General features: G+C 39.8%; 16 protein-coding genes. 11 read left to right on the plus strand and 5 right to left on the minus strand.

Annotated features, from left to right (window positions below; all coding sequences use genetic code 11):
• Window positions 1–88: 88 nt before the first annotated feature.
• The 3 genes from SJ312_RS00605 to macB all read left to right on the plus strand — a co-directional run bounded on the left by SJ312_RS00605 (window position 89) and on the right by macB (window position 5,020).
• Complete coding sequence (locus SJ312_RS00605) at window positions 89–1,753, plus strand: DUF2813 domain-containing protein (protein ID WP_094960662.1); 1,665 nt, start codon at window positions 89–91, stop codon at window positions 1,751–1,753.
• A 214-nt stretch (window positions 1,754–1,967) separates the two neighbouring features.
• On the plus strand, window positions 1,968–3,074 hold the full coding sequence (gene macA / locus SJ312_RS00610) for a macrolide transporter subunit MacA (protein ID WP_094960663.1): 1,107 nt from the start codon (window positions 1,968–1,970) through the stop codon (window positions 3,072–3,074).
• Between the two features lie 2 nt (window positions 3,075–3,076).
• A complete protein-coding gene (gene macB / locus SJ312_RS00615) occupies window positions 3,077–5,020 on the plus strand; it encodes a macrolide ABC transporter ATP-binding protein/permease MacB (RefSeq protein WP_110591391.1) in 1,944 nt (647 codons plus the stop codon).
• A 63-nt stretch (window positions 5,021–5,083) separates the two neighbouring features.
• Here macB and SJ312_RS00620 read toward each other — a convergent pair whose 3' ends face one another.
• The 3 genes from SJ312_RS00620 to SJ312_RS00630 all read right to left on the minus strand — a co-directional run bounded on the left by SJ312_RS00620 (window position 5,084) and on the right by SJ312_RS00630 (window position 8,191).
• Window positions 5,084–6,148, minus strand: coding sequence for a mannonate dehydratase (locus SJ312_RS00620; protein ID WP_004256393.1), 1,065 nt, complete (start codon window positions 6,146–6,148; stop codon window positions 5,084–5,086).
• Between the two features lie 29 nt (window positions 6,149–6,177).
• Entirely contained in the window at window positions 6,178–7,440 is a 1,263-nt protein-coding gene (locus SJ312_RS00625) for an MFS transporter (RefSeq protein ID WP_094960665.1), read from the minus strand.
• 67 nt (window positions 7,441–7,507) lie between these two features.
• Window positions 7,508–8,191, minus strand: a complete 684-nt coding sequence (locus SJ312_RS00630) for an RraA family protein (RefSeq protein WP_112307803.1) — start codon at window positions 8,189–8,191, stop codon at window positions 7,508–7,510.
• Window positions 8,192–8,392: 201 nt separating this feature from the next.
• Between SJ312_RS00630 and SJ312_RS00635 the strand changes: the two genes are divergently transcribed.
• From SJ312_RS00635 to SJ312_RS00660, 6 genes are all read left to right on the plus strand, one after another.
• Complete coding sequence (locus SJ312_RS00635; RefSeq protein ID WP_036957917.1) at window positions 8,393–9,088, plus strand: FadR/GntR family transcriptional regulator; 696 nt, start codon at window positions 8,393–8,395, stop codon at window positions 9,086–9,088.
• Between the two features lie 436 nt (window positions 9,089–9,524).
• A complete protein-coding gene (locus SJ312_RS00640; protein ID WP_319866691.1) occupies window positions 9,525–10,109 on the plus strand; it encodes a hypothetical protein in 585 nt (194 codons plus the stop codon).
• Entirely contained in the window at window positions 10,067–10,870 is an 804-nt protein-coding gene (locus tag SJ312_RS00645) for a cytosine permease (RefSeq protein WP_319866928.1), read from the plus strand. Before SJ312_RS00640 ends, SJ312_RS00645 begins: the two co-directional genes overlap by 43 nt.
• Before the next feature lie 10 nt (window positions 10,871–10,880).
• A complete protein-coding gene (locus tag SJ312_RS00650) occupies window positions 10,881–11,714 on the plus strand; it encodes a nitrilase-related carbon-nitrogen hydrolase (protein WP_319866693.1) in 834 nt (277 codons plus the stop codon).
• Complete coding sequence (locus SJ312_RS00655) at window positions 11,711–12,463, plus strand: IclR family transcriptional regulator (RefSeq protein WP_004256362.1); 753 nt, start codon at window positions 11,711–11,713, stop codon at window positions 12,461–12,463. The genes SJ312_RS00650 and SJ312_RS00655 overlap by 4 nt, the downstream gene beginning before the upstream one ends.
• Window positions 12,464–12,714: 251 nt before the next feature.
• Window positions 12,715–13,662: a DUF1177 domain-containing protein gene (locus SJ312_RS00660; protein ID WP_110591393.1), complete on the plus strand. Its 948-nt coding sequence runs from the start codon at window positions 12,715–12,717 to the stop codon at window positions 13,660–13,662.
• A 77-nt stretch (window positions 13,663–13,739) separates the two neighbouring features.
• Here SJ312_RS00660 and cspD read toward each other — a convergent pair whose 3' ends face one another.
• On the minus strand, window positions 13,740–13,985 hold the full coding sequence (gene cspD, locus SJ312_RS00665) for a cold shock domain-containing protein CspD (RefSeq protein WP_110591394.1): 246 nt from the start codon (window positions 13,983–13,985) through the stop codon (window positions 13,740–13,742).
• Window positions 13,986–14,379: 394 nt separating this feature from the next.
• On the opposite strand from cspD, the gene clpS reads away from it, so the two are divergent.
• Window positions 14,380–14,700 carry an ATP-dependent Clp protease adapter ClpS gene (gene clpS, locus SJ312_RS00670; RefSeq protein ID WP_004256357.1) on the plus strand — a complete coding sequence of 107 codons (321 nt, stop codon included), beginning with the start codon at window positions 14,380–14,382 and terminating at the stop codon, window positions 14,698–14,700.
• A 31-nt stretch (window positions 14,701–14,731) separates the two neighbouring features.
• Complete coding sequence (gene clpA, locus SJ312_RS00675; protein ID WP_004256354.1) at window positions 14,732–17,014, plus strand: ATP-dependent Clp protease ATP-binding subunit ClpA; 2,283 nt, start codon at window positions 14,732–14,734, stop codon at window positions 17,012–17,014.
• Between the two features lie 60 nt (window positions 17,015–17,074).
• Here the strand turns inward: clpA and infA are convergent, their stop codons facing one another.
• Entirely contained in the window at window positions 17,075–17,293 is a 219-nt protein-coding gene (gene infA, locus SJ312_RS00680; protein WP_004244560.1) for a translation initiation factor IF-1, read from the minus strand.
• Window positions 17,294–17,363: the final 70 nt, after the last annotated feature.

Genomic DNA, 17,363 nt, shown 5'->3' on the forward strand with positions numbered 1-17,363 from the left:
TTAGTATATCCAATTGACGGAATCACCCGATATGTAATGAAAACTAATAATATTTAGGGTGAACTAAAAATATTCCAAGGAGAGTGATATGTACCTGGAACGTGTGGAAATATACGGATTTAGAGGGATTAACCGCCTTTCATTAGAACTGAATAACAGTACAGTTTTAGTTGGCGAGAATTCATGGGGAAAGTCGAGCTTACTTGATGCACTTGACCTTCTTCTTTCTCCTGAACATATAGATTACCAATTCAGTCTTCATGATTTTCACTATCCCGCAGGGAATGATGAGTCACGTTACCGTTCATTGCAGATAGTCTTAAAATTTTGTGAACGCCGCAAAGGGCGTCATCAATCCTATCGTTTTCATAACTTAGCCTCAGTTTGGGTAGATAACGGTGATGACCTTAAACATATTTTTTATCGTGTTAGTGCAGAACTTAAAGATGATGACACGATAGTTGTCGATAAAAGCTTTTTAAATGCAGGTGGTAATAAACTTTCATTGGACAACGTCGGTAAATATATTAAAGAAATTATTCGGTTGTATCCTGTTATTCGCCTTCGTGATGCGCGTTTTTTACACTCACTTAATCCAGAAACGATTGTTTCAGGGCAAAAAGAGGTACGTGACTTATTTAATGCTCGTATTAAGGAACTCACTAGCGCATTGGTCAACAACCCTGAACGCTTAAGTGATGAAGATCTCTGTGATGGGGTTGATGCCATGCAACAGTTGCTTAGCCATTACTTCTCTGGGCAAAGCTCCCATATTATTCGTTCAGATAATTCAATGGTTAAAATAGAACCGCGTAAACGCGGTTGGAAAGCGCTTGATAATATTAACCGGTTAATTGCCAAACCAAATCAACGTAATATTCGGTTAATCATTTTAGGGATGTTTTCTTCTTTATTACAATCAAAGGGCAATATTCATTTAGATAAATACGCTCGGCCATTGATTATTGTTGAAGACCCTGAAACGCGTTTGCACCCAATTATGCTCTCCATTGCATGGGGCTTATTTAGCTTATTTTCTCTACAGAGGATCACCACGACGAATTCAGGGGAGCTACTTTCATTAGCGCCTTTGGAGGATTTATGTCGTTTGGTTCGTAATACGAATAAGGTTTCAGCTTATCGTTTAAATGAAAATGATTTGAGTGCTGAAGAATTACGTAAAATTTCTTTCCATATTCGCTTTAATCGTCCGTCAGCCTTGTTCGCTCGCTGTTGGTTATTAGTTGAAGGGGAAACTGAAATTTGGCTGATGAATGAATTCTCGCGCCAGTGTAACTATTACTTTGAAACAGAAGGAATAAAAGTTATTGCATTTGCGCAAAGTGGTTTGAAACCACTGCTAAAGTTTGCCAATAAAATGGGAATTGAATGGCATGTTTTAACTGATGGTGATGAGGCAGGGCGTAAATATGCGGCAACAGCGACGCATTATGCTAATAAAATTAATTCCTCAGATAGGGATAGGCTAACGATGCTACCCGCACCAGATATGGAACATTTCCTATATCGTGAAGGGTTTCGAAAACTTTATCATGAAATTGCTGATATTCCAGATAATGCGAAAGTTTCAACAAGGCGAGTGATTATTAAGGCGATCTCTCGTACATCGAAGCCAGATTTAGCGTTAGCAACTGTTAATCGGGCGGCTGAGTTAGGTCCAGATAGTATCCCTCTACAGTTGAAAAGTATGTTTTCTCGTGTGGCATGGTTGGCAAGGGGTAAAGCAAATTAATGGTGATATCGATAAATTTTACGGGTTGTTGATGGATTATTGAGAAATCCCACTCTTAGGTTTATCTCATGTTGAATCAATTGATAACTTAAGTGATATATAATTTGATCATTAGTTTTTAGCTGGCAACAAATTGGAAAGTCACCTCCTTTTACAAGTTGTCAGCGATCTTAGAGGGCAATGCCCTCTTTTTGTTCATAGGAAGCGAATAAACATGAAGGCAAAGCCTAAGAAAAAGTGGCCGATTTATTTGGCAATCATTATTGTTGCCCTAGTCACTGCTGGGTTTCTTTTTAATCGTGAGGAAGAAGAGGTTTTTCAAACCGTAGATGTCACTCGAGGCGATTTAGATAAACAAGTGCTGGCAACGGGAAAACTTGACGCTGTACGTAAAGTCGATGTGGGGGCTCAAGTGAGTGGGCAACTACAAACTCTGTATGTCAAAGAGGGTGATTATGTTAAAAAAGGTGATTTATTAGCCGTTATTGACCCGAAAAAAGCCCAAAATGATGTGACTGAGTCTGAAGCGATGACTCGTGAACTTGAAGCGAATCTATCATTAGTTCAAGCGGAACTTCGCCTTGCTCAACTGACTTATCAACGTCATTTAAGCCTAGCGAAACAGCAAGCCGTTTCCCAACAAGAGCTTGATAAAGCCAAAACTGATGTAGAAGTGAAAAAAGCGCAAGTTGCCACTTATCAAGCGCAAATTAAGCGTAACCAAGCCACTTTAGATTCGGCAAAAACAAATTTGAAATACACTCAAATTACGGCTCCAATGGATGGCATTGTCACCTTTATTAAAACATTACAAGGGCAGACGGTTATTGCTGCTCAGGAAGCACCAACGATTTTAACACTTGCGGATTTAGACACGATGCTAGTAAAAGCGGAAGTTTCTGAAGCCGATGTGATTTATTTGGAGCCTGGGCAAGATGCCTCGTTTACCGTCTTAGGCGCTCCAGATAAAAAATTCTCAGGGCAACTAAAAGATATTTTACCAACACCTGAAAAAATCAATGATGCCATTTTCTATTATGCGCGCTTTGAGGTACCCAATCCGCAACATTTATTGAAATTACAAATGACCGCTCAGGTCACTATTGAATTAGAGTCACGTAAAAATGTTCTGTTACTACCGCTATCTGCATTAGGCAATGAAATTTCACCACAAACCTATGAAGTGGATATCCTTCAAGGCAATAAAGTCGAGAAAAAACACGTTGAAATTGGTGGTCGAAATGATGTGTATGTGGAAATTACCAAAGGCCTAAATGAAGGTGACAAAGTGGTCATTGGCCATAGCGAGACGGAATACTAACTATGTCTGCGTTAATTGATCTTCAAGGGATCACTCGCCGCTACGGGGAAGGCGAAAACCGAGTTACAGTCTTAAAAAATGTCTCACTGCAAATTAATGCAGGTGAGATGGTAGCGATCATTGGTGCTTCTGGTTCAGGTAAATCCACGCTCATGAATATTATTGGGTGCTTAGATAAACCAACTGAAGGGAATTATTTCATTGATGGCCAAAGCGTTGCAACGTTAGATAACGATCAATTGGCAGAACTGCGCCGAGAGCATTTTGGCTTTATTTTTCAACGTTACCATTTACTGAGTCATTTAAGCGCGGAACAAAATGTTGAGGTGCCTGCGGTGTATGCAGGGGAGGGTAAAAACCAACGTCGTGAGCGAGCAGCCCAGCTATTACAGCGTCTAGGGTTAGGGGAGCGAGTTGATTATCGTCCAAGTCAGTTGTCTGGTGGGCAACAACAGCGCGTGAGTATTGCTCGCGCTCTTATGAATGGTGGGCAGATAATTCTCGCAGATGAGCCAACAGGAGCACTGGATAGCCATTCGGGGGAAGAGGTCATGAATATTTTAAAAGACCTCTGTGCCCAAGGGCATACCGTAATTATTGTCACGCATGACCCTGAAATTGCTCAACAAGCGGAACGTATTATCGAAATTAAAGATGGCGAGATTTTGAATGACTCGGGTAGCAAAGCCACGAAACGAACAAATTCATTACCAAAAGCTCCCCCACGAAAATTCTCTTTAGCTCAGGCGTATGGTCGGTTTAGTGAGGCCTTATTAATGGCTTGGCGTGCCATGGTCGTTAATAAGATGCGTACATTGCTGACTATGCTGGGGATTATCATTGGCATTGCGTCGGTGGTATCAATAATGGTGATCGGTGATGCTGCTCAAGGTATGGTCCTTAATGATATAAAATCAATCGGGACGAATACCATTTCAATTTATCCAGGGGAAGACTTTGGGTACGATGATGCAAAAAATCGTCAGTCCTTAAGAGCCTCAGATATTGATGCATTAGCAAAACAGCCTTATGTGTACGCGATTTCTGGCGAGCTCAACCACTCAACACGCTTAAGAAAAGGGAATGTTGACGCTTCGGCACAGCTCACCGGTGTTGGTCGGGATTATTTTAATGTTTATGCCTCTAAATTTTCAGAAGGTATGAGTTTCACGCAAGATATGGTGGATAAGCGCGCACAAGTGGTGGTTATTGATGCCAATACTAAGCGCCGCTTTTTCCCTAAACAAGAAAATGTTATTGGCGAAACTTTGCTCATTGGTAATATGCCTGTAACGGTTATCGGTGTGCTTGAAGAGAAAAAATCGACTTTTGGTTCGAGTAAGTCGCTATCGGTTTGGTTACCGGATACTACGGTGAATAGTAAAATTCTGAACCGTCCATACTATGAGAGCTTTGTTGTTAGGGTGAAAGATGGTTACGATGCGAAAACGGTAGAACAGCAACTGACCCGCTTACTCACGTTGCGCCATGGTAAAAAGGATATTTTCACCTATAACCTTGACACTTTTGTAAAAACAGCGGAAAAAACCACCCAGACTATGCAACTGTTTCTAACATTAGTCGCGGTTATTTCGCTGGTGGTTGGTGGTATTGGTGTGATGAATATTATGCTGGTTTCTGTTACCGAAAGGACGCGAGAAATTGGTATTCGCATGGCGGTAGGGGCTAGGACTAGCGATGTGATGCAGCAATTTCTTATCGAAGCCGTACTAGTCTGTTTAATGGGCGGGTTGATGGGGATTGGCCTATCGTATGGGATTAGTTTATTGGCTCAAATGGCACTACCAGGCTGGACTTTTTCTTTTGACCCGGTGGCATTAGTCAGTGCCTTTGTTTGTTCAACAGCCATTGGCATTATTTTTGGCTTTTTACCTGCTCGAAATGCAGCTCGCTTGAACCCAATTGATGCGTTGGCGAGGGAATAAATTGTTCGTATAAAGCTCTCCATGCACATTTATCAAAATAGTGCATGGAGCATTATTTATATATTATTTCAGTACTTTAAGTAATGCTTGCATATATCCCATCGCATAAGCCATACCTGCGTGCCATGGCGCATCACATGACATTTGTGGCGTATGGTCAGGGATTAATACACCTGTATAATTATTTTCTTTTAATATTGTTAATACCTTCAACATATCAATATCGCCCTCATCAATGAAGGTTTCATGATAGTGTGGCACTTTACCTTTAACGTTCCTAAAATGGACGTATGCCATCGCATCTTGACTTGCATATTGTTGTACTGCTTCGTAAACGTTGCCCTCAGACATTTCGGCAATGGTTCCAAGACAAAACTCTAGCGCATTTGATTTACTTGGTTTTATATCTAGTAATTTTTGATATAAGTGAGGTTGATTGACGAGCCTTGGCTGGCCTCTGACAAACTCTAGTGGAGGATCGTCTGGATGAGCAGCTAGGCGAACGCCTGCTTCTTCAGCGACAGGGATAATATGGTTTAAGAACCAGGTTAACCTTTCCCAGAGTTGCTCTGTTGTTGTTTCAGGACGATAACCAGCACTATGGTTATTGATTTTCATATTCCATGCCATATTATCCGGCATTGGTTCTAGAATGTCTTCATTGATGCCAGATAAACCAACAGTTTGAGCACCTCCTCGTGCTTTGTTTTCGATAACTCGCCCTGCGACTCCTGCCAGACTGAAATTATATCCAAAGACAGGAATACCTGCTTTCCCTACATTTCTAATAATGTTTTTGACGACTTCAAGCTGTTCTAATTTTTTAGGGCCGTCAAACAAAATATCATCCCAGTGGCAAGGGTCGAAATTTTCAATTGCATAAAATGTTAAGCCAAACTCTTGCATCCGGTCACGGATTTTTATTAGTTCATCTACTGTCCAGACATCACCAACAGCCGTTCCCCAGCCATCATTATCGCCAATTGGCTGGTCGCTACGTGAAAATCGTTCATTACTGTTAAAGTAGTCGACCATATGAACAACGATATGAGTTGCTCCACATTGTTTTGCAAAAGCATAATGTTCATCATTAAGCATATGTCGATATAAACCAAATCCTAGTTTCATAATTATTAACCTTTTAATTTGAAAATTTCTTAGTTAGTGAGATTTAGTGGTTTTACATATAATGCGACACTGATTGCGCCAACAATACCGATTCCACCTGCCACAAAAAATGCGATGCTATACATTCCAGACCATTCAATGATATAGCCTGTAATAATAGGGCCTAAAATTCCGGCAACATTTGCCATTGCGTGTACAAATCCACCAACCGCACCAATATTATTTTTTGCAACGGTATCTTGTAGAATTGCCCAATAGGTTGTAGCAGATAAATATAAGAAAAATATTCCGAATGCCATGAGTGCTACGGCACTTTCAACACGAGTAACATTACCGACAAGAAAGACAAGGATTGCCGATATTCCTAGACAACTAACCAACACGATTTTTCTGGAGAATAATGGTTTATTTGTTTTCTTTAAAACAAAGTCACAAAGTATTCCCCCTAGAGCCATTCCAATAGCACCTAATAGCCAAGGTATAATACTTACTATACTCATATCTTTTATACTGAGATTTTGAACATTAGATAAGTAACTTGGAAACCATGATAAAAAGAAAAATAAAATATAATTCAAACTGAAGAATGCAAGAGTTGTTGCTAATATAGTCGGACTCTTTATATAAAAAGATAATGGTTTAGATATAGTATTTGTGGTTTTTGATTCTACATTATTATCGTCAGATAAAATATATTCTAATTCTTCTTTTGATATTTTTTTATGTTGTTCCGGTTTATCTTTAGCTATTTTTAACCACCCAATTAGCCATATAAAGCCTATTGCAGCAAGTATAAAAAATGCAACACGCCAACCAGTTGTAATTATTAATATTCCCATTATAGGGCCAGCAATAGCTCCACCTATTGGATTACCAGCAGTTGCTATACCTATAGCAGTAGCAACTTCTTTTTTAGGGAACCAGTTATTAACCATTTTATTGAGTGTTGCTGCAAAGGGGCCTTCAGCTGCACCAAATAAAGTTCGGATAATAAGCATAGAGATAAAACCAACAGTTACCCCGATCATGCCGCAAAAGATAGACCAAAGAGCCATACTTACGGCAAAAACCTTTTTGGGACCATATTTATCTGATGCGTATCCGCCAATGAAATTAAATAAAGCATATCCAATAGAAAAACTACTGAAAAGTATACCCATTTCACTTGGTGTTAAGTTTAAATCTTTAGAAAAAACAGGAGCTGCAATAGCAAATGCAGAGCGATCCATATAGTTTATCATTCCTCCAAGAGAAATAAATAAAACTAAATTCCATCTTATTTTTTTAAACATAAATCACCTTTGATATAATGATATGTTTATTATTAAATTTAATAAGACATATCTATTTTTATGTTTATCACATGACGCCAAATTTATTATATGCTTCTACAGCACCCATTCCATTTGCTATTTCTTTTTGTACTTTATTCTCCATTTTTTGTTTTTCAAATGCATTTGCAATAACGTAAGACTCTACATTTTTAGGAATAATTAATACGCCTTCTTCATCGGCAACAATTAAATCACCTGGTTCAATTAAAATATTATTGATTTTGATTGGAACTCGATAATCTAATACTTTACCTCTTATTTTTTGATCTTGAGCATAACTACCTAATGAAAATACAGGGAAATCAAGTTCTAGTATTTCTCTCTTATCTCTTGAATAGCCATAAATAATAGCGCCCGCAGCGTTAAGTTTTTTAGCTCTTGTCGACATTAATCCACCCCACAGGGCGTAATTATGCGAAGAACCGGAAGCGATATAAACTTCACCTTCCTTTAAGCTATCTAGTGCTTCAAACATAATACCGAAATCTTTATTTCCTAATGGCCCATTAGATGTAACGTCAGGCGGTAACATGTAATCAGCTTCTAGTACAGGCATTGCTCGACCTACAATCTTCATATCCTCAGATAAAGGTTTGAGTATAGGAGGTAAGAACTGATGGTGTAATCCTATTTCATCTAAAATATCCCCTAGAAGAGCTACGGGTAATTCCTTTTTAATCTTGTCAAACAAATCATTATCTTTATTCATTTCATATTCCTATGTATCTAAGGTCTTAATCTTACTGTTTGGCTGTAAACCTGTCATACAGGCTAACAGTCTAGCCTTAATATTAAAAGAGGGTTAATATAGGTTTTGTGATACGACTCTAGTTTTATTATTGTTTTAATCACAGGAAGATTATTTTTTTGATTTTAAATCAAATGGATATTGCTAATTTTGGGGGTTAGATTGCATCCTTTAATTGAAAAACAAACACTTTCAGAACAAGTTAGAAGCTATGTTCTATCTTTAATATCTCAATCAAACCTAAATCCAGGTGATGAAATACCGAGTGAAAAAGAGATTATTGAACGTTTAGGGGTGAGCAGGGGGGTAGTTAGAGAGGCTTTTCAAAGCCTTTCTATATTAGGTATTTTAGATATTAGTAGTGGCAAAAAACCTAAAATACAAAAAATTAACTCAAACCCGTTAGAAACTATTTTTAACCATGCCATTGTGACTCAGCAGGTTAATTATCAGCAAATCTTAGGCCTTCGACGTGCGATTGAAGTTGATTCTGCAGTGTTGGCTGCAATGCATGGAAATAAAAATGATTATATCAAGTTAAGAAAAATTGCAGATAAAATGAGGAAGTCCTTGTTGAGTTCTAATGATTGGGATTTGTTCATCGAAAGTGATATTGATTTTCACTTAACATTAGCTGAAATGTCACAAAATCCGTTATATGCATTGATGCTAAAAGCATTAAGAGGCGCATTAGGTGGTTCTATTTCAGCTGGTTTATTAAACCAAAACAACCATGATGAACATAAAAAGATCATTGATATTCATTTTGATATTTTAGAGTCAATTGAAAAACAAGACTTTGTGGCAACTGGGTTAAAGATGGATACTCACTTTAAGTTAACCATGGATAGTTTTTAGATCAGCCACCCATAATAATTTTTCTTAGTGAGATTTTTGAGTGGCGAAGGATAAGCTAAATTCCTTCGCTCTACTTTCTGTGTAACTCAGTTTTAAGGTCAATTATCAATATGTGAATCATCTGCTTGTAAATAATTTGATTTAGGGATAGTCCCATTTTTCGGAACCAAGTTCCTCAATTAAATTCTGCTAATTAAATGCGTTATTTTTAACTCCTTCATTTCCCGATAATATTTTTTTCAGTCTGTATATTCCCTCGTTTCTTAAAATATTTCATAATAAAAAACTGTCTGAAAAGATAAATTCTACTTGCGAATTGGTATCGATCATGGATATGATTTGCCTTGTAGAATAAATGAAACCTAGTTCCATATAATGGAACTTATAATAAAGCCAGTAAAAAACTAAGCAAAGACAACCACACAGCAGGTGCGATATGGCGAATAAAGCAGGTGAAGATTATTCTTTGGCTCGGGTACCCCAAAGTGCTCGTAGGCCGTTCTATGAAGTGTTAATTCTACGAATTGGCGCACTAGCTTGTGTTTCACAAGTTATGTTAGGTGCGGCTCTTGGGTATGGGTTAACTTTTTGGCAGGCGTTTTGGGCAACGATGCTTGGATCTGTAATTTTACAGGTTGTCAGCTGGGGGCTTGGAGCGGCTGCGTGCCGCGAAGGAATGTCAATCAGCCTACTGTCTCGGTGGGCGGGTTTTGGTAAGTTAGGCTCAGCACTCATTGGTGGCGCAATTGCTATCTCCTTAATGGGCTGGTTTGGCGTCCAAAATGGTTTCTTTGCGGATGGAATGTATAAAGCGACTAATGTGCTAACACCAGGGACTTGGTCACTTATTACAGGTATTGCGGTGACGGTTATAACAGTATATGGGTATCGATTTTTATCTATTACTGCCAATATCTCAACGCCGCTATTTTTATTCGCGTTAGTTGGGCGACATATAATTTATTATCAGGTCAAGATATTGGTACGCTTATTAATGACACTGAACCCGCCGGGCCATTAATGACTATGCCTGCGGCCATCACAATGGTTGCTGGTGGTTTTATTATTGCAGCAGTGACAACACCCGATATCAGCCGTTTCATGAAAGGGCCTAAAGATGTGTTTTGGATGACGCTTATCGGCACATTTTTTGGTGAGTTACTGGTCAATATGATAGCGGTACTAATGGCGCTGTCATTACGTACAAGCCAAGTATTTGATTTAATGATGGCGCTGACAGGCCTATTAGGTGCATCGATTGTTATCTTCTCAACAATAAAAATGAATGATATCAATTTGTATTCATCATCGTTAGGTTTTTCAACACTGTTAAATGCCATATTTAATAAGCGTTTTGACCGTCGTTATTTAACGTGGGTGATTGGTATCTTTGGCACAATCGCTTCAATGTTAGGGATCTTAGATAACTTTATCGGTTTCTTAATTTACTTAGGAATAGCCATTCCTCCTGTCGCAGGGATTATGGTTGTTGACTATTACTTGTTAAAACGTGATCGCAAAGAACTAGATATCACTCGAGAGCAAGGCATATTACCACCGAGTTGTGAAGCATATAACCCAGTAACACTCGTGGTGTGGGTGATCGCAGTACTGGTTGGCTGGGGGACATCAGAGTTAGGTCCGCTGCATGCAGACTACGGTATCCCAGCGCTTAACTCTTTGATTACTGGTGCAGTTGCTTATTGGATAGGCATGCGCTGGCAGGCGAAAGCGAGAGGTGTTGAAACGGTACACTTTCGCAAAGTCTCTCATTTAGATTAAGGATTAAACAATGTCAGGTACAAAAGTTAAAGTTGCTCTGGCTCAGTTTGATTCAGAACTTGCCAATAAAACCAATAATTTACAACGCATGGCACAGTTGTGCCAACAAGCCGCAGATTCAGGGGCAAAACTGATTTGTTTCCCTGAGCTGGCGACAACGGGTTACCGTGGTGACTTACTGACCACTAAGTTGTGGGATTTAAGCGATTCCATCGGAAGTGAAACTTATACGCTATTTAGCGAACTTGCTACTCGTTTAAATATCACTATTGTTAGCGGTTTTGTTGAGCGCGGTGAATATTTAGGCGATATCTATAACTCTGTCGGTGTTTGGAACCCGGGGTGTGAGGGTATTAGTGGTGTTTTTCGTAAAGTTCATGCTTTCGGCATAGAAAAACAATGGTTTGGACGAGGTGATAGTTTCCCTGTGTTTGAAACGCCGATCGGTAAAATCGGTATCATGATTTGCTATGACATGGGTTTTCCAGAAGTCGCACGAATTTTAACATTACAAGGCGCGGAATTGTTATTAGCCCCTTCAGCTTGGTGTGTTCAAGACCGAGATGTGTGGGATATTAATAGCGCCTGTCGAGCACTAGAAAATGGAACTCACTTACTTGCAGTGAACCGTTGGGGTCATGAAGAAGATCTGCATTTATTTGGTGGTAGCAAGGTTTTAGGTCCTCGCGGCCAAGTACTTTGTGAAGCGAGCTGTGAGGGCGAAGAGCTATTAATCGGTGAGGTTGATTTTTTAAACCAAGCCCATACACGTTTAAAAGTGCCTTATCTGAGAGACAGAAAGCCACAAAGCTACAGTGTATTAACCCAAGGTTTAGGGTCATGAGTATTTTATCTAGCGTGGTTGATGTTTACCAATTGTTCTTACGTTCAGGTAATGAACTGACGGTGACAACGTTGGTTAATGAATTAGGTATGCCAAAAAGCTCGGCCTCCCGTCTTTTAAAGCAAATGGCTGAACTCGGATTGCTGGAAAAGAAAAACAATGCACCGATATATCGACCTGGTTTGCTGATTATGGAATTAGCTCATCGGGCTAGGGGGATGAACCCGCTAATCGATATGATGCTTGAAGCACTTGATGAACTTGCGAAAGATAGCGGGTTTACCAGTTATGTCTCAGCACTTGATGATGATATGGTTCGTGTTGTTCATGCACGTTTTGGTAATAGCATGCTGCAAGTGATCACTCAACCGGGTACCCGCTTACCCATACTGGGAACGTCAACGGGGCGTGCACTATTAGCAAGGTTACCGCTAAATGAGCGGTCAAAAATTATCGACCGTGAGCCAAAAGAAGAACGGGGTAAATTAGTTGAGCGTTTGGACTTAGTGGCAGATCGTGGCTGGGAATTTTCGATGGATGAATCCGTTGCCGGAGTCGCTTCCATATCCAGCACGGTGTTCGACCCTGCACAAAATACGTTATATGCCTTGTGTTTAAGTTTGCCTGCTGCACAAATGAATGATGAGGTTATGGTGCAGTTATCTAAGAGCCTTTGTCATAAAGCCGCTTATCTTGGGTGTATGGTGGGTGACCCATATTGGTTGCAAAAAAGCATGAATAAGTCATGAGCTTATTTCATGTTATAAAAGCAAAAAGTAGTAAGTAGTTGAAGTAAGTAGTTGAAGTAAACAGTAAATTATAAATATTTAATATTGTTAGCATTTTAAGTGCGTGAATACGCCTTCATCAGGAAAAATGGAACCTCTATTACGTGAGATTCCATCTAGAGTGAAATGAGATTAACTCGCTATTCTATGCGAGTTAATCTCAAAGTAGCTCTTTACTCTCATAAAAAATAATTAAAATTAAAGGAAGTACAATGAGTCTAAAACAAACTCTTTGCGTATATGATCTAATCGATTGCGCTAGTGTTAAAGGTGAAGACATTGTTGCATTGTTCCAAGATTTCCCACACATTGAAGTCATGTCTAAAACGGTTAAGGATCACAAAGGACAAAGTGACTTTGTTCGCATTCTTATTCCAGGAACACAAGGTAAATCACAGCATAAAGATGCGCCAACACTGGGAATCATCGGGCGTTTAGGTGGAATTGGTGCTAGGCCTTCTCGAATAGGTGTTGTGTCTGATGCAGATGGTGCGATTGCCGCACTTGCAGCAGCGCTTAAACTGGCACAAATGCATGAAAAGGGTGACCAGTTACTCGGTGATGTCGTGGTCACGACCCATATTTGCCCAAATGCGCCAACACGTCCGCATACACCTGTTGATTTTATGGACTCGCCCCTTGAAGATGCCACGATGAATCAACATGAGGCGATCCCTGAAGCGGATGCTATTTTGTCCGTAGATACCACGAAGGGAAATCGTTTACTCAATCATAAAGGGTATGCACTGTCTCCAACAGTAAAAAATGGTTATATTTTACCTGTGTCAGAGGATTTAATTCGTTTGATGGAATGGAGTAGTGGCCAAAAAGCGGTGACATTTCCATTATCAATTCAAGACATCACGCCATATGGTAATGGCCTACATCATATCAACAGTATATTACAACCTGCGGTATCAACATCTGCACCAGTGGTTGGTGTCGCTATTTGCTCAGAAACGGTAGTACCAGGTTGCTCTACAGGGGCCAGCCATGAGGTTGATATTGCGGCTACTGTAAAATTTATGATAGAAGTGGCTAAAGCATTCACAGGAAAACAATGTGTGTTTTATGATGTTGAACAATATGATTTATTGACGTCATTGTATGGTGATATGTCACACCTGCAAACAGCAGGTAATAATGCAGCAAAAAAATGATTAATTTATAAATAGTCACAGTTAATTATTAGCGTTGTCAGTGTTATTAAAATAATTAACTGTGCTCTATTGGTGAGCTATAAATTCGATTCTGTTGTGTTGTCTGGAATATCCTCATTTTCAATAGGAACAATGAGGTCTGCATGATTACCTTTTGGGCCAATAGTCACACTAAATTGAACTTTCTGGCCTGCTTTTAGTGTCCTGTAACCGTCCATTTGGATACAGGAATAATGAGCAAAAATATCTTCTCCGCCATCAGCCGGGCAAATAAAACCAAAGCCTTTTGCGTTATTGAACCACTTAACGATACCCGTCTCCATATTTTATCCTTCAAATTTACCAGTATTTGCATTTAGAACGATGTATAAAAATCACATACAAAATAAGTATAAATACGATGTTATTTGTTCGTAAAATATACTGTAATAAATTACCTTCTAAGGTCAAGAGGTGCGGTTCAGGAATTGCTGGAAAGTGTTAAGAATTCGCTAATCAATAGCGCTCATTTTCTATAATATTTGATATGGCTCACAGATTGCTAACCATGGAAGCAAAGGTGATTCCCATGATACACTGTCGTTTGATGCAATATAGACAAAAAAACAGCATAGTAACTAAATGGTATAGTTTTATGATGTTATCAATATGATTGATAGAAATCGTTGATAATAAAGACTATGCTTAAATTGAAGTTAAACACTGAGCAAGAAAGTAATGAGTGATTTTCTGGGCACATTTAAAACTGACGTCATTTTTAAAGATGAAATAGAACAAACCTTACAGCCACCATCGATGTATAAGGTGCTATTAAATAATGACGATTACACCCCGATGGATTTTGTTGTCGAAGTGTTACAAAAATACTTTTCTTTTGATGAAGAACGCGCTACACAGATAATGTTAGATGTCCATATTCAAGGAAAGGGAGTTTGTGGAATTTTTACTGCAGAGGTTGCTGAAACGAAAGCGGCGCAAGTCAATACTTTTGCTCGTGAACATGAGTACCCTTTGCTTTGCACTATAGAGAAAGTCTAATTTGGCTTAATATCAATTTTGGGAGGTGCTTATGCTCAATCAAGAACTGGAGCTTAGTTTAAACGTAGCTTTTACGAAAGCGAAAGACAGTCGCCATGAGTTTATGACTGTAGAGCACCTATTGCTAGCGTTATTGAGTAATATCTCTGCTCGCGAAGCTTTAGATGCTTGTAAGGTTGATCTTGTTGCATTACGTCAAGAACTTGAACACTTCATCGCGCAAACTACACCTTTGTTACCCGAAAATGATAGCAGAGACACCCAGCCTACGTTGAGTTTTCAGCGTGTATTACAGCGCGCTGTTTTTCATGTGCAATCATCTGGGCGTAACGAAGTCAGCGGTGCAAACGTATTGGTCGCGATTTTTAGTGAGCAAGAGTCCCAAGCTGCGTACTTATTACGCAAGCATGATGTAAGCCGTTTAGATGTAGTTAATTATATTTCTCATGGCACGATAAAAGGCGAAGAGTCGTCATCAGAACAAGATATCTCCTCTAATAGTGTGCAAAACGAAGAGCAGCCGGTCCCAGAAGACCATATGGACAACTTTACGACCAACTTGAACCAGCAGGCCAAGAAAGGGAATATCGACCCTCTGGTTGGACGTCAGGCTGAATTAGAGCGTACGATTCAAGTATTGTGCCGCCGTCGTAAAAATAATCCACTATTAGTCGGTGAGTCAGGTGTCGGTAAAACCGCGATTGCTGAAGGGCTAGCATGGCGTATTGAGCAAGATGATGTACCTGACGTAATGAAAGGCTGCACAATTTTTTCATTAGATATTGGTTCATTATTGGCTGGAACCAAATACCGTGGTGACTTTGAGAAACGTTTCAAAGCATTATTAAAAATGCTGGAAAAAGATCCGAAGAGCATTTTATTTATTGATGAAATTCACACTATCATCGGTGCAGGAGCCGCGTCTGGTGGGCAAGTTGACGCAGCGAACTTAATTAAACCGTTGCTATCAAGTGGTCGAATTCGTGTTATTGGTTCAACAACATACCAAGAATTTGGCAGTATTTTTGAGAAAGATAGAGCGTTGGCTCGTCGTTTCCAGAAAATTGATATTGTAGAACCAACTCCCGAAGAAACAATTCGTATTATCAATGGGTTGAAGCCTAAGTATGAAGCTCATCATGATGTTCGTTATACCGCAAAAGCGATCCAAGCGGCGGTGGATTTATCCATTAAATATATCACCGACAGGCATTTGCCAGATAAAGCCATTGACGTGATTGATGAAGCCGGGGCGCGAACGCGACTAGTTGCACCAAGTAAGCGTAAAAAAACCATTGGTGTGCCTGAAATTGAAACAGTTGTGGCGCGTATCGCCCGTATTCCTGAAAAAACGGTTTCCTCAAGCGATAAAGATAAACTCAAGACACTCGACTCTCGTTTGAAAATGTTAGTGTTTGGGCAAGACAAAGCGATAGATTCATTGTCTGAGGCAATCAAAATGAATCGGGCAGGTTTAGGGTTAGAAAATAAACCTGTGGGTTCTTTCTTATTTGCCGGTCCAACAGGGGTGGGTAAAACCGAAGTGACTGTCCAGTTAGCGAAAGCGTTGGATATCAAATTGCTGCGATTTGATATGTCTGAATATATGGAGCGTCACACGGTTAGCCGCTTAATTGGTGCGCCTCCTGGCTATGTCGGCTTTGACCAAGGTGGTTTACTGACCGATGCGGTTATCAAACATCCGCATTCAGTGGTGCTGTTAGATGAAATCGAAAAAGCGCATCCAGATGTGTTTAATATTCTTTTACAGGTAATGGACCACGGAACGTTAACAGACAATAACGGTCGTAAGGCGGATTTCCGTAATGTTGTTGTGGTAATGACAACCAACGCTGGGGTGCAAGAAACTCAGCGTCGTTCTATTGGTTTTGCTGAGCAAGATAATAGCACTGATGCGATGTCTGAAATCAAAAAGGCGTTCTCACCAGAATTTCGCAACCGCCTTGATGGTATCATTTGGTTTAACTCATTAACTCCAGAAATTATTACGCAAGTCGTTGATAAATTTATTGTGGAATTACAAGTTCAGCTTGATGAAAAGGGTGTATCAATTGAAGTTAGCGCCGCGGCTCGCCGCTGGTTGTGTGAAAAAGGTTATGATAAAGCGATGGGTGCCCGACCTATGGCTCGCACCATTCAGGATAACCTGAAAAAACCATTAGCAAACGAGTTGTTATTTGGTTCACTAACCAATGGTGGCTCTGTAAGTATCGGGCTTGATGAAAAAAGTAACACACTGACATACAGCTTCAGTAGCGTGCACAAGGCCTCTCCGGAGGATGCGGTATTCTGACGAATAGACCACAGGTGTATCAATGCACCTGTGGTTGTCAGGCCTTGCCTGAAGAGAATATCAACGGCTACGGAAAATGATTCGGCCTTTGCTCAGGTCATAAGGTGTTAACTCTACAGTTACCTTGTCGCCTGTCAGGATGCGGATATAGTTTTTACGCATTTTTCCAGAAATATGAGCAGTCACCACGTGACCGTTTTCCAGTTCAACACGGAACATTGTGTTTGGCAGGGTATCTAAAACTGTGCCCTGCATTTCAATATTGTCTTCTTTGGCCATCTAATCCTCTAAGTTTAATAACCGTGATTTTTAACGGGCAAGATAATGCCCAAAAACCCGCACTAAGTAA

This window comes from Providencia sp. CIM-Carb-044, assembly GCF_033901115.1.
GTDB classification, from domain to species: Bacteria; Pseudomonadota; Gammaproteobacteria; order Enterobacterales; family Enterobacteriaceae; genus Providencia; species Providencia hangzhouensis.

Excerpts from the sequence above, each read along its gene's own strand:
- SJ312_RS00605 (WP_094960662.1), top strand. The coding sequence starts at position 89 with ATGTACCTGGAACGTGTGGAAATATACGGATTTAGAGGGATTAACCGC.
- macA (WP_094960663.1), top strand. The coding sequence starts at position 1,968 with ATGAAGGCAAAGCCTAAGAAAAAGTGGCCGATTTATTTGGCAATCATT.
- macB (WP_110591391.1), top strand. The coding sequence starts at position 3,077 with ATGTCTGCGTTAATTGATCTTCAAGGGATCACTCGCCGCTACGGGGAA.
- SJ312_RS00620 (WP_004256393.1), bottom strand. The coding sequence starts at position 6,148 with ATGAAACTAGGATTTGGTTTATATCGACATATGCTTAATGATGAACAT.
- SJ312_RS00625 (WP_094960665.1), bottom strand. The coding sequence starts at position 7,440 with ATGTTTAAAAAAATAAGATGGAATTTAGTTTTATTTATTTCTCTTGGA.
- SJ312_RS00630 (WP_112307803.1), bottom strand. The coding sequence starts at position 8,191 with ATGAATAAAGATAATGATTTGTTTGACAAGATTAAAAAGGAATTACCC.
- SJ312_RS00640 (WP_319866691.1), top strand. The coding sequence starts at position 9,525 with ATGGCGAATAAAGCAGGTGAAGATTATTCTTTGGCTCGGGTACCCCAA.
- SJ312_RS00650 (WP_319866693.1), top strand. The coding sequence starts at position 10,881 with ATGTCAGGTACAAAAGTTAAAGTTGCTCTGGCTCAGTTTGATTCAGAA.
- SJ312_RS00655 (WP_004256362.1), top strand. The coding sequence starts at position 11,711 with ATGAGTATTTTATCTAGCGTGGTTGATGTTTACCAATTGTTCTTACGT.
- SJ312_RS00660 (WP_110591393.1), top strand. The coding sequence starts at position 12,715 with ATGAGTCTAAAACAAACTCTTTGCGTATATGATCTAATCGATTGCGCT.
- cspD (WP_110591394.1), bottom strand. The coding sequence starts at position 13,985 with ATGGAGACGGGTATCGTTAAGTGGTTCAATAACGCAAAAGGCTTTGGT.
- clpS (WP_004256357.1), top strand. The coding sequence starts at position 14,380 with ATGAGTGATTTTCTGGGCACATTTAAAACTGACGTCATTTTTAAAGAT.
- clpA (WP_004256354.1), top strand. The coding sequence starts at position 14,732 with ATGCTCAATCAAGAACTGGAGCTTAGTTTAAACGTAGCTTTTACGAAA.
- infA (WP_004244560.1), bottom strand. The coding sequence starts at position 17,293 with ATGGCCAAAGAAGACAATATTGAAATGCAGGGCACAGTTTTAGATACC.